The organism is Kiritimatiella glycovorans, assembly GCF_001017655.1.
Classification (GTDB): Bacteria; Verrucomicrobiota; Kiritimatiellia; order Kiritimatiellales; family Kiritimatiellaceae; genus Kiritimatiella; species Kiritimatiella glycovorans.
The window spans coordinates 871,711-883,950 of record NZ_CP010904.1 but is presented as its reverse complement, the minus strand read 5'-3'; the positions used below and the strand labels follow the sequence as shown (position 1 = coordinate 883,950).

The 12,240-nt window shown below is 65.0% G+C and carries 8 protein-coding genes, 2 tRNA genes and 1 pseudogene; all 11 read left to right on the top strand.

Annotation, left to right across the window (positions count from 1 at the left end):
* Window positions 1–56: 56 nt before the first annotated feature.
* Entirely contained in the window at window positions 57–761 is a 705-nt protein-coding gene (locus L21SP4_RS03720) for a type II secretion system protein (protein WP_052881398.1), read from the top strand.
* A 60-nt stretch (window positions 762–821) separates the two neighbouring features.
* Complete coding sequence (glmS, locus tag L21SP4_RS03715; RefSeq protein ID WP_052881397.1) at window positions 822–2,669, top strand: glutamine--fructose-6-phosphate transaminase (isomerizing); 1,848 nt, start codon at window positions 822–824, stop codon at window positions 2,667–2,669.
* A 112-nt stretch (window positions 2,670–2,781) separates the two neighbouring features.
* Window positions 2,782–2,856: transfer RNA gene (locus L21SP4_RS03710), tRNA-Arg, on the top strand.
* Between the two features lie 321 nt (window positions 2,857–3,177).
* Window positions 3,178–4,575: an amidophosphoribosyltransferase gene (locus L21SP4_RS03705; protein WP_052881396.1), complete on the top strand. Its 1,398-nt coding sequence runs from the start codon at window positions 3,178–3,180 to the stop codon at window positions 4,573–4,575.
* Window positions 4,576–4,679: 104 nt separating this feature from the next.
* Window positions 4,680–7,343, top strand: coding sequence for an aconitate hydratase AcnA (gene acnA / locus L21SP4_RS03700; protein WP_052881395.1), 2,664 nt, complete (start codon window positions 4,680–4,682; stop codon window positions 7,341–7,343).
* 52 nt (window positions 7,344–7,395) lie between these two features.
* Window positions 7,396–7,593 (top strand): annotated as a pseudogene (locus L21SP4_RS13460) (four helix bundle suffix domain-containing protein); the annotation flags it as partial.
* 795 nt (window positions 7,594–8,388) lie between these two features.
* Complete coding sequence (locus L21SP4_RS13265; protein WP_236682497.1) at window positions 8,389–8,592, top strand: four helix bundle suffix domain-containing protein; 204 nt, start codon at window positions 8,389–8,391, stop codon at window positions 8,590–8,592.
* A gap of 46 nt (window positions 8,593–8,638) precedes the next feature.
* Window positions 8,639–8,715 (top strand) — tRNA-Pro (locus tag L21SP4_RS03690).
* Between the two features lie 63 nt (window positions 8,716–8,778).
* Entirely contained in the window at window positions 8,779–9,723 is a 945-nt protein-coding gene (gene epsC / locus L21SP4_RS03685; protein ID WP_052881393.1) for a serine O-acetyltransferase EpsC, read from the top strand.
* Between the two features lie 103 nt (window positions 9,724–9,826).
* The gene (locus L21SP4_RS13065; RefSeq protein ID WP_160300657.1) at window positions 9,827–9,976 is read left to right on the top strand and encodes a hypothetical protein; all 150 of its coding nucleotides are present in this window, start codon (window positions 9,827–9,829) and stop codon (window positions 9,974–9,976) included.
* Window positions 9,969–12,236, top strand: coding sequence for an amino acid permease (locus L21SP4_RS03680; protein WP_052881392.1), 2,268 nt, complete (start codon window positions 9,969–9,971; stop codon window positions 12,234–12,236). The genes L21SP4_RS13065 and L21SP4_RS03680 overlap by 8 nt, the downstream gene beginning before the upstream one ends.
* Window positions 12,237–12,240 lie beyond the last annotated feature (4 nt).

The window sequence follows — 12,240 nt, the reverse complement described above, 5'->3', positions numbered from 1 at the left end:
GTATGGGTTGCAGGGGATTCTCGCAGGTGGGGTTCACAGGCCAAGGAGAGGTTAGGATGAAAATGTTCCGTCGCATTATCGGGAAACGCGGTTTTACGCTTGTTGAGCTGCTGGTCGTCATCGCGATCATCGGTATTCTCGCTTCGATTCTCATGCCCGCCATTCAGGACGCGCTGCTTCGCGGTAAGGCGCTGAAAGTCGCCACCAACGGCCGCGGCCTGCACCAGGCACTCGTCGCCCAGCAGACCAAGAGCATTTACACGACCACCGCCGCGATCTGGCCCAATCCCGACGACTGGTCCTCGAGCACCGATTATTTCGCCGACATGGTCGAGAGCAATGTGCTGAATGTCTCGGTCTCCTATTTCGCCGCACCGGGCGTTCCGGTGGCGGAAGACCTGCAGGAATTCCGCAGCGGCGGCGGCCAGACCGACGACACGGGGAACTACAATGCCTGGAGCGCCGTGGAGAACTCGGCCAATAATATCAGCCTGCCCGAAACGGCCCCGCTGTTTTTCACGCGAAACCTCGGCATCGACACCCTCTCCGCGGCCAACGACGTGAATCCCCGCGAGCTTATGGGAGATAACGCGGACTTCAAGCAGCCGTTCGGCGCGGATGCGCTCTGTTTCGTGACCAAGGGCGGTCAGTCCTACGCGCTGTTGGATCAGGACCTGAAAGAGGAAGCGTTTACGCGTCTGTTCGACGTGCGCAATCCCACCAACAATGCGGCCCTGACGCATCAGGTCATGAACCCCTGAGCTGAATTTTTTGCTTTATCAGCCGCCTCCGCCGGATACATTCTCCGGCGGAGGTTTTTTATGTGTGGAATCATCGGTTGTACCGGAGTCGATCACGTCACCCCCGTCCTGCTCGAGGGACTGCGCAGGCTGGAATACCGCGGCTACGATTCGGCGGGCCTGGCGGTCCTTTCGGGCGGGCGCATCCAGACCCGCAAAACGCCCGGGCGTCTTGCGGGTCTGGAGGAAGCCTGCCGCGCCCGGCCCGTAGACGGCAGCCCCGGCATCGCCCACACCCGATGGGCGACGCACGGCGACCCCTCCGAACTCAATGCCCACCCCCACCTCAGCGGCGACGGCTCTATCGCGGTGGTGCATAACGGGATCATCGAGAACTACCTGCAACTGCGCCGGGAACTCGAGGCTGAGGGCCACGTTTTTCTCTCCGAAACCGACACGGAAGTCCTCCCCCATCTCATCGAAGATGAGCGCCCGCGGCACGAATCGTTCCGCGAAGCCCTGCGTGCAGCCCTGCAGCGAGCACGCGGCGCCTACGCGCTGGGGGTGGTCGCCGCCGAGGACCCCCAGACCGTGTACGCCGCGCGCCAGGGAAGTCCGCTGATCATCGGCATCGGCCGCGCAAAGGGCGAGTACTACCTCGCCAGCGATGTGCCCGCGATTCTCAACCGCATCGACGAGGTGATCTATCTCGACGAGGGCCAGATCGCCACCCTGCATCCGGAGCACGGCATCGCCATTGAAACACTCGACGGGGAGCCGGTGGAAGAGGACCGCAAAAAGGTCGAGCTGCGCTCTGAAGATGCGGAAAAGGCCGGGTTCGAAACCTTCATGCTCAAGGAGATCCACGAACAGCCGCGCGTGATCCGCGGTCTTCTCGACCGCCATCTCGACGCGGCCGGCCGGATCGAACTGGCCGACCTCCCCTGGGACCGCGAGTTTTTCCGCACCCTCGACCGGATCATGATCGTGGCCTGCGGCACGGCCTATCATGCCGGCATGTACGGCCGCCTGCTGCTCGAGAACCTGACCGGTCTCGCCGTGGAAACCGACCTCGCCAGCGAATTCCGCTACCGCAATCCCAAAATCTCCGGCGACACCCTCGTGATCGCCGTCTCCCAGTCCGGAGAAACCGCCGACACCCTCGCCTCGATCCGGATGGCGCGCGAAATCGGCTGCCCCGTGCTTTCGATCTGCAACGTGCCCGGCAGCAGCATCGTGCGTGAAAGCGACGGCGTCCTCTTCACCGACGCCGGCCTCGAGATCGGGGTCGCCTCGACCAAGGCCTACACCGCCCAGCAGACCGCCTTCATCCTGCTCGCCCTGTATGCCGCCCGGCTCCGGGATGAAGTCGAGCCCGAGCGCAGCGCGGAGCTGGTCGAGGCCCTCCGCCGCATTCCGGACGCGATCCACTACGTGCTCGAACGCCAGGATGCAATCAGGGCGATCGCCGAGAAACATCACGACGGCGCCAGCTCGCTGTATCTCGGGCGCAAATTCAATTACCCGACGGCGCTCGAGGGCGCGCTGAAAAACAAGGAGATCTCCTACCAGCATGCCGAGGGCTACGCCGCGGGCGAGATGAAGCACGGCCCGATCGCGCTGATTAACGAATATCTCCCCGTAATCTGCATATGCACGCAAACGCGCGACGAGGTGTACGACAAGGTCGTCTCCAACCTCAAGGAGGTCGAAGCCCGCAACGGGCGGATCATCGCGCTGGTCACCGAAGGGGACGAAAATGCGTCGCGCCTGGCGGAAGACCTGATCGCCGTACCGCCCACCCTCGACGAGCTTTCGCCCGTGATCAACGTCGTCGCCCTCCAGCTCCTCGCCTACTACGCCGCCCAGGCCCGCGGGACCGACATCGATAAGCCGCGCAACCTCGCGAAGAGCGTAACCGTCGAATAGAGCCGCAAGGGGGCTCAGAAGAGATCGGGAGAGAGGGCATGATTGAACTTCCATTTTTTTCGTGCATTCAGAGGCCCGTTTTAGGATAAACGCGGATTCCGGTTTTCAGTGTGCGCCCGTAGTTCAATGGATAGAACGCCGGCCTCCGGAGCCGAAGATCTGGGTTCGACTCCCGGCGGGCGTACCATTTTCCCGGGATGGCGGTTCGATTTCGATTCGCCCTTACACCGATTCCGCATCTCGGGCTTCCCGCTCTCCCTGACTCTGACAGTCCCCTCATCCACTCCCTCGCAGCGATTCTCATTATGGCTTCACCCTTTTCGGTCGGGGTGGCACCCGACCCTCCCAGTGCCCGAAAATGCGTCGGATATCGACTCGGGAGGGACGGCTGCCACGCCGTCCGCGGTCGGAATGCGGCCATAATGAGAACTGCTGACTCCCTCGACACGAACGACGCGAGTCGCTAACGTAGCGCTCACAGTTTCAGAAATCAGGATGGGGGAGGCGCATGAGCGGTTTTTTCGGGGTGACGTCGAAGCATGAATGCGTACGCGACGTCTTTTTCGGCACGGACTATCATTCTCATCTGGGCACGCTTCGCGGCGGCATGGCCGTAAGCAATCACGCCGGGCTGGTACACAGCATCCACGACATCACCAACAGCCCGTTCCGGTCGAAGTTCGACCATGAACTCGCGGAACTCGAAGGGCGCAGTGCGATCGGAGTGATCAGCGACTTCGAAGATCAGCCGCTGATCATCGGCTCCCATCTCGGCAATTACGCGATCGCCACCGTCGGCGCGGTGTGCAATATCGACGAACTCCGCCGGGAGGCGATGGACCGCGGGACGCATTTCAGCGAGATGAGCGGCCAGCACATCAATCCCACCGAAATCATTGCGATGCTCATCAACCGCGGCGCGACGTTTGCAGAGGGGCTGCGTCATGCCCAGGAGCGGGTGGAGGGATCGGCTTCCATCCTGCTGCTGACCCGCGACGCGCTGTATGCCGCACGCGACCGTCTCGGACGCACCCCCGTCATTCTCGGCGCCCGCAAGGACACGATGGCGGTAACGCTTGAGACCTGTGCCTTCCCCAACCTGGGATTCGAGACGGTACGCGACCTCGGCCCCGGTGAAGTCGTCCGCTGCACGCCCGAAGGCGCCGAGACGCTGATGCCGCCCGGCGACAGGGAGCAGATCTGCACTTTTCTCTGGGTCTATTACGGCTACCCCGCCTCGTCCTACGCGGGCATCAACGTCGAACAAACCCGCTATCGCTGCGGCCGCGCGCTGGCGCGGCGCGACGATGCGGACATCGATTCCGTCTGCGGGATTCCCGACTCGGGGACCGGGCATGCCGTCGGGTACAGCAATCAATCCGGGACCCCCTATTCGCGGCCGTTCGTCAAGTACACCCCGACCTGGCCGCGCAGCTTCATGCCCCAGGACCAGCAGGTGCGCGATCTGGTCGCGCGCATGAAGCTGATCCCGATACGTTCGCTGATCGAAAACCGGCGTCTGCTCTTCTGCGAGGATTCGATCGTACGGGGCACACAGCTGCAGGATACGCTGGCCCGGCTGTACAGCGATTACGGCGCGCGCGAACTTCACATGCGCGCGGCCTGCCCCCCGCTCCTCTTCGGCTGCCCTTATCTGAACTTCTCCCGTTCGAAGCCCGAACTCGACCTCGCCACGCGCAAGGCGATGATAGAACTCGAGGGCCGTGAGGACGGCGATCCGTCCGCTTACGTGGACCCGGACGGCGAGGCTCACCGGGCGATGATCGACACGATCCGCAGGCGCCTCAATCTCACCTCGCTGCGCTACCAGCGCCTTGAGGACCTGGTCGAGGCCGTCGGCCTGCCCCGCGAGCGCCTCTGCACGTACTGCTGGACGGGAGACTGATTCCGGAGCGGGCCGGGCTCGAAGCCCGAGGGATTCCTTTGCCTTAAGCGGGCTTTTGCGTACACTCTTCCGCTTTGCACGACAATGTACCGGAGGAGAGAGCTATGGCGCAAAACCTGAAACACCCCCGTGAAACCCTGACGCTCTCGACGGGACGCCAAGTGGACTACATGAGTCTGCCGGTCCTGGCCGAATCGGCCGGAATAGATCTGGACGGTCTCCCCTATTCCGTACGCATCCTGCTCGAATCCGTCGCCCGCCGTCAGGGCGAACCGGGGTTCGCGCCGGCACATCTCGACGCACTGTCCGCCTGGACCCCGGGCGGGACGCGCAGCGAACTCCCGTTTCTGCCCGGACGTATCCTGCTGCAGGATTTCACCGGCGTACCCTGCGTCGTCGACCTCGCGGCGCTGCGTTCCGCCTCCACCCGCGCCGGCGCCGACCCCGCCCGCATCGAACCCATGCTGCGCACCGATCTCGTCATCGACCACTCCGTGCAGCTCGACGAAACCGGCACCGCCTGCGCGCTGCAGCACAACATGGAGATCGAATTCCGCCGCAACGCGGAGCGGTATCGCTTTCTCAAGTGGGGACAGAACGCCTTTGACACGCTCAACGTGCTCCCGCCCGGCCTCGGCATCTGCCACCAGGTGAACATGGAACACCTCGCCGATGTCGTCTCGGTGCGCGAAGACGGGCTGGCCTGCCCGGACACGCTCGTCGGCACGGATTCACACACGACCACGATCAACTGCCTGGGCGTACTCGGCTGGGGCGTGGGCGGCATCGAGGCCGAGGCCGCACTGCTGGGCCAGCCGATGCCGATGCTCTCGCCCCGGGTGGTCGGTTTCCGGTTCACCGGCCGTCTGCGCGAGGGGGTCACGGCAACCGACCTGGCGCTGACCGTCGTGCGCATGCTGCGCGAAAAAGGGGTCGTCGGACACTTCGTCGAATTCTTCGGCGACGGGGTGGAGGCGCTGAGTCTCGCGGACCGCTGTCCGGTGGCGAACATGGCGCCTGAATACGGGGCGACGACGGGGTTCTTCCCGGTGGACGGCCGCACGATCGAATACCTGCGCGAGACCGGCCGTACGGAGGAACACTGCGAACTGGTCGAGCAATACTGCCGGGCGCAGGGACTGTGGCGCGAGCCCGGTGCCGCCGCACCCGGTTACGACGACACGCTGGAACTTGATCTCGGCGAGGTGGAATCCGCGATCGCGGGTCCGCGCAAGCCGCACGAACAGATGACCCTTTCCGGGCTGCCGGAAGAGTTCGGGGAAGACTTCGGCCGGGAGTCCGGACCCCGCGAAGCGGACGTGCCCGACTACGGAACGCTGCGGGACGGCGCGGTGATTATCGCCTCCGTAACGAGCTGCACCAACACCTCCAACCCGGACCTGATGATCGGCGCCGCACTCGTCGCCCGCAAGGCGGCGGAACGCGGTCTGCGCCCCCCGTACTATACGCGCACCTCGTTTGCGCCCGGCTCGCGCGTGGTCCGCGATTACCTCGAAAAGGCCGGCCTGATGGACGCCTTCGATGCGCTCGGCTTCCAGGTCGCCGCCTACGGCTGCGCGACGTGCATCGGCAACAGCGGCCCCTGCCCCGCCGCCGTCGACCAGGCCGTACGCGAGCACGGACTGAACGTGGCCGCCGTCCTCTCGGGCAACCGCAATTTCGAGGGACGCGTCTCGCCTCTCACGCGGGCCAATTATCTCTGCTCCCCCCCGCTGGTGATCGCCTATGCGCTCGCGGGACGGGTGGACATCGATCTGAGCGCAGAACCGGTCGGCCACGACCGCGACGGGCAGCCGGTCTACCTGCGCGACCTTTGGTTCACTGAAGAAGAACTCGCGCAATACCGTCCGATGACCGCCGATCCTGCGTCGTACCGCGCGCAATACGGCGATCAGGACCGGGTCAATCCGGAGTGGAATCGTCTCGCGGCGCCCGGGGGCGCGGTCTTCGAATGGGAAGCCGATTCCACCTACGTGCGCGAACCGCCGTTCTTTGAAGGCTGCGGGCAGCCTGCCGGAAAACTCGACGATGTACGCGAAGCGGCGATCCTCGCGCTGCTGGGGGATTTCATCACCACCGACCACATCTCGCCCGCGGGCGAAATCCCGAAAGACGGCCCTGCGGCGGCGTACCTGCGCGGGCACGGGGTCGACGACGCCGACTTCAACAGCTTCGGTTCGCGCCGCGGCAATCACGAAGTCATGATGCGCGGCACGTTCGCCAACATCCGTATTCGCAATCGACTGGTCGAGCGCGAGGGCGGGTGGACAAAATACCTGGGCGGGGACGGTTCGGAGCAGGAGTGCAGCATTTTTGAGGCCTCCGAGCGCTACCGCGCCGACGGGCGGCCGATGGTGGTCGTGGCCGGCAAGATGTACGGGGCGGGATCCTCCCGCGACTGGGCGGCCAAGGGCCCGGCGCTGCTCGGCGTGCGTGCCGTGATCGCCGAGAGCTTCGAGCGCATTCACCGCTCGAATCTCGTAGGCATGGGCGTCATACCGTTCCAGTTCCGCGAGGGCGAAACCGCGCAAACGCTCGGACTCAGCGGGCGGGAGCGGATCACGATCGAAGGGCTGGCGCGCCTGAAACCCGGCGGCGACGTCGAGGTGGTCGCCCGGCCGCCCGGCGGCGGGGAACTCCGCTTTACCGCGGTCTCGCGTGTCGACACCGACCTGGAGCGCGAATACATCCGCCACGGCGGCGTGCTTCGATACGTGTTGCGGAAGATGCTCAACACGGAAGACTAACCGCGGACTTATCCGGGCCGAACTTTTTTGTGTCCCGCTGTGCCGCGCGGGCATGAATGATTCCTTAATCCCTGCGCACGGCGGCTACCGCCGGCTCAAGACCTTCCGGCTCGCCGGGGTCATTTATGATGTCACCACGCTTTTCTGCGACCGTTTTCTGCGCCCGGAGCGCCGGATGCGCGAACAGATGATCCAGGCCGCGCGAAGCGGTCGGCAGAACATCGCCGAAGGGAGCGTGGACTCCGCGACGTCGAAAAAGAGCGAGCTGAAGCTGACGGGCGTGGCGCGCGGAAGTCTCGCGGAACTCAAGCTCGACTTCGAAGACTTCCTCCGTCAGCGGGACCTTCCGGCCTGGCCGCCCGACCACCCCGCCCTGCTGCGCTTCAGGGATCTCCGGTGCGCAAGTCTGCAGGAATTCCGCGACTGGATCGCGGACGAATGGCAAAGAGAAAAACGAGCGCGGAAGAAGGAAGCCACGCGCGAGACGGGGGACACGGACACACGGACAGACACGGGGGACACGGACACACGGACAGTCACGGACAGACACAGACCACCACGGACGGGACAGTCCGAAACTCTCCGTGAGGACCAGATGCGGTTTCCGAGCGCGGGCCACCAGCAACCATCACGGACGGGACAGTCCGAAACTCTCCGTGAGGACCAGATGCGGTTGCCGAGCGCGGGCCACCAGCAACCATCACGGACGGGACAGTCCGAAACTCTCCGTGAGGACCAGATGCGGTTTCCGAGCGCGGGCCACCAGCAACCATCACGGACGGGACAGTCCGAAACTCTCCGTGAGGACCAGATGCGGTTTCCGAGCGCGGGCCACCAGCAACCATCACGGACGGGACAGTCCGAAACTCTCCGTGAGGACCAGATGCGGTTTCCGAGCGCGGGCCACCAGCAACCATCACGGACGGGACAGTCCGAAACTCTCCGTGAGGACCAGATGCGGTTTCCGAGCGCGGGCCACCAGCAACCATCACGGACGGGACAGTCCGGAAGCGGAGATCCTCTCCGTGAGAGTCAGTGTGAGTCCGTGACCGTCCGTGTGTCCGTGTCCCCCCTGTCGCGCGAGAAGTTCGCCGCGGTCTACGCGGCGAACGGGGCGCTCTCGCTGCTGAATGTGTGCCTCTATCTGCTGGACCGGCAGCTCAGGGCACAGGCAGCCGCCTTTGAGCGGGAGGGCGGCTTCACGGAGCGTCTCTATCGCCGGAGGACACGCCGGAGGAAATCTTCTTGAACGGGATTCGCCGCTGTCTTACAAAGGTGGGCTTCATGCTTCCGGTCGGGGCGTAGCTCAGCCTGGCAGAGCGCTACAATGGGGTTGTAGAAGTCGCTGGTTCGAATCCAGTCGCCCCGACCATCTTCCAGTCCGCTTGACTTTGCCCCGCCGCGCTTTCACCATGGCTTCATGAATGATGATGCCATGCAGGAGATCGAACAATCCATCGCGCATGCCGCGGAGGATCTGGCGCCGCTGTACGCCCACGGCGTGGAGGACCGCCCGGACGGCGTCATGGCTTCGGCCCCCAACACCGACCAGGTGATCGCGGCGCAGGAACTTCTGATCACCGTGATGCTCCCGGGACGCAGTTTCGAAGCCGGCCGGCGCGGGCATGTGCTCTCCCCCTTCTTTGCCGAGAAGCTGCGAAGCGCTTCCGAACTGCTGCTGCCCGAGATCGAACTGGCGCTCCCGTTTCAATGGCTCGGCGCCGCCGCGCGCAGCGAGGGCGCCGAACGGCAAACCGCCGACCGCCGCCGGAGCGCGGGGATTTTCGAGCAGTTCCTGCAGCGCCTGCCGGACGTCCGGAAGCTGGTGGTCGACGACATCCGCGCGGCCTATAACGGCGATCCCGCCGCACTGAGCTACGCGGAGGTCAAGCTCTCGTATCCCGGCGTCCTGGCCATCACCTCGCACCGCCTCGCGCACGAGCTGTACAGGCTGGGCGTGCCCGTGATTCCCCGGATCATGAGCGAACATGTGCACGGCCACTCCGGGATCGACATCCATCCCGGCGCGCGGATCGGACGCGGCTTCTTCATCGACCACGGAACGGGGGTCGTGATCGGTGAGACCACGGAGATCGGCGAGCGCGTCAAGCTCTACCAGGGGGTCACCCTCGGCGCGAAGAGTTTCCCGCTGGATGCCGAGGGACACCCGGTCAAGCATATCAAGCGTCACCCCACCGTGGAGGACGAGGTCGTGATCTACGCCAACGCGACCATCCTGGGCGGAGAAACGGTAATCGGCGCGCGATCGATCGTCGGCGGTAACGTGTTCCTGGTGAAGAGCGTGCCTCCGGACAGTCTGGTCACCCGCCGGCCGGGCGATCTCTCGGTCCGCACCCGCGAAGGGGACGAGCGGGTCTGAGCTACCCCGCGGCCGTCGGCTCCTCGCTGCGCTCACCCCGTCATCGGAACCGATTTTTGCGCTTTTCAGCTTTTTTCCACTGCTCCATAAATATCGGATGCACATGGACACGCTAATCGGAATGGGCGTGCTGGCTGCGGCGATCACACTTCTGACGCTGCTGACGGTGTGGAGCCGGCGCCGCATCGACCGCATCGCCGGCAGCGGGCTCGCTTCCGCGCGCGAGATCGAGAAGGGAGACCGGGATGAGTGAGCGTCCGGGAGGCGTGACCTCCGAACTCTCGCGCGACCTGAAGCTCTTTCACGTCACCCTGATGGGGCTCGGCATGATGATCGGGGCCGGGGTCTTCCTGGGCGTGGGCAATACGATCCGAATGGCCGGCCCCGGCGCGGTGCTGCTGACCTTCGCGCTCAACGGCCTAGTGGCGCTGTTCAGCGCCATGTCCTATGCCGAACTCAGCTCCGCGATCCCCCGCGCAGGGGGCGCGTACAACTTCGCGCGCCTGGGCTTCGGGCGGCGCGCGAGCTTTATCGCCGGCTGGATGGAGTGGTTCGCGTCCAGTGTCGCGGGCAGCGTCTACGCCCTCACACTCGCCATCTACCTGCTCCGCTACCTGGAGACCCTCGGACTGCTCGGGGGCCTGTCGTCCGAACATCCGCTCCTAGTCAAAGGCGTGGCGGCGATCACGGTCCTCTTCTTCCTCTACATCAATTTCCGGGGCGCATCCGAAACCGGAAAGGTGGGCGCCTTTTTCACCCTCGGCCAGATGGCGATCCTCCTCTTTATCGGCGCCGCGGGGATCTGGGTGGCGCTCAAAGACCCTTCGCGGCTCCAGAACTTCGATCCGTTTCTCCCCGAGGGCTGGTCTAAAATCCTGCTCACCATGGGGTTCACCTACGTGGCCTTCGAGGGGTTTGAAGTGATTGCGCAGGCGGGTGACGAGTCCATCGACCCCAAACGTACGATCCCCAAGGCGATGCTCTACTCGGTCTTTTTCGTGACCCTCACCTACGTGCTCGTCGGGTTCGCGACCGTCGTGGCCGTCAAAGCCGGCTCGCCCGGGGTCGGCGAGACCCCCGTCTGGGCGTGGATCGCACAGTTCGGGGAGCGGGGATTCGGAGAGGCGGTCAGCCGGCTGATGCCGTTCGCCGACCTGCTGGTCACGGTGACGGTGATCTGCGCGGCGACGTCCGCGCTCAACGCCACGATTTACTCCGCCACGCGCGCCTCATACGCGCTCGGCCGCGACGGGATGCTCCCCCCCGCCCTCGCCCGCGTCTCGGCCCGCCGGCGCACGCCCTACCTCGCCCTGTGCGCCACCGGCGTCATCGTGCTGCTGGTGGCGCTGTTCCTGCCCACCATGGACGTCGCCTCCAGCGCCAGCATCATGTTCCTCTTTCTGTTTTTCCTCGTGAACCTGTGCGCGATCCGCATAAGGCAGGAGATGGGCGACGAGCTGTCCTACGGATACCTCATGCCGCTGTTTCCCTTTTTCCCCATCGCCGCCATCATTACGCAGGTCATTCTGGCGGCGGGCCTGCGCCATGTGAGTCACGCGGCCTGGATCGTGGCCCCCTCCTGGATTCTGCTCGGCTGGCTCTTCTACGAGTTCTACGGCCGGTCCCACGCGCGGGGGACGGAAGAGGAAATCACCGTGGTCGAGGAGGAAAAGGCGCCGCCCGGCAAGGGATACCGGATCATGCTCAGCGTCGCCAACCCCGACAATGTGCTGCCCCTGATGCGCAATACGTACCGCATCTGCCAGGCCAGGGAGGCGCGGGTGGAACTGATCCACATGATCCCCGTCTCCGATTACGTGCCGCTGCGGGACGTGCCGAATTTCGCCGACGAGGGCCGCGAGGGCATCGTGGAGGCGATGCTCTACCTGACGCAGATCTTCCCCGTAGGCACGACGATCCGCTACTGCCGCAACATCGCCCGCGGGCTGGTGAGCGCCGTGCGCCAGCACCGGGCGGATATGCTGATCATGGGCTGGCACGGACGCCCGCGCCGCCGGCTGTTCTCGTTCGGACGCACCATCGATCCCGTCATCGAGCGCTCCCCCTCCCGCGTGGTCGTCATGAAGAACTGCGGCGACCAGCGTTACCGCAACGTCCTGGTCCCCGTGGCCGGCGGAGGCAACAGCGCCTTCGCGCTCGAGATCGCCGCCATCCTGGCGGACCCCGAGGAGGGCCAAATCACGGCGATGACGGTCGATACGGGACGGCGCCCCTTTTCGCTGGAGAGCTTCGTAGGCGAACAGAACAAACGCCTCGGCCCGTTCGCCCGGCGCGTCCAATGCCTGACCCGCTCCGGGCAGGATGTCGTGGAGACCCTTCTCGAAGAGAGCCGGCAGTACGACCTGATCGTCATCGGCTGCACGCGCGAACCGCTGCTGCGCCGCATGACCGGCCCGTCGGTTCCCGAGCAGGTGGCGTTCCGCACCGAGACGCCCGCGGTGATCGTAAAGGCCCCCGGCGCGCTGCGCTCATGGGTGAAACGCATCTTTTAAGGGG

Bases quoted from the DNA above. Each gene is read 5' to 3' on its own strand.
- L21SP4_RS03720 (WP_052881398.1), top strand. From the start codon at position 57: ATGAAAATGTTCCGTCGCATTATCGGGAAACGCGGTTTTACGCTTGTT.
- glmS (WP_052881397.1), top strand. From the start codon at position 822: ATGTGTGGAATCATCGGTTGTACCGGAGTCGATCACGTCACCCCCGTC.
- L21SP4_RS03705 (WP_052881396.1), top strand. From the start codon at position 3,178: ATGAGCGGTTTTTTCGGGGTGACGTCGAAGCATGAATGCGTACGCGAC.
- acnA (WP_052881395.1), top strand. From the start codon at position 4,680: ATGGCGCAAAACCTGAAACACCCCCGTGAAACCCTGACGCTCTCGACG.
- epsC (WP_052881393.1), top strand. From the start codon at position 8,779: ATGCAGGAGATCGAACAATCCATCGCGCATGCCGCGGAGGATCTGGCG.
- L21SP4_RS13065 (WP_160300657.1), top strand. From the start codon at position 9,827: ATGGACACGCTAATCGGAATGGGCGTGCTGGCTGCGGCGATCACACTT.
- L21SP4_RS03680 (WP_052881392.1), top strand. From the start codon at position 9,969: ATGAGTGAGCGTCCGGGAGGCGTGACCTCCGAACTCTCGCGCGACCTG.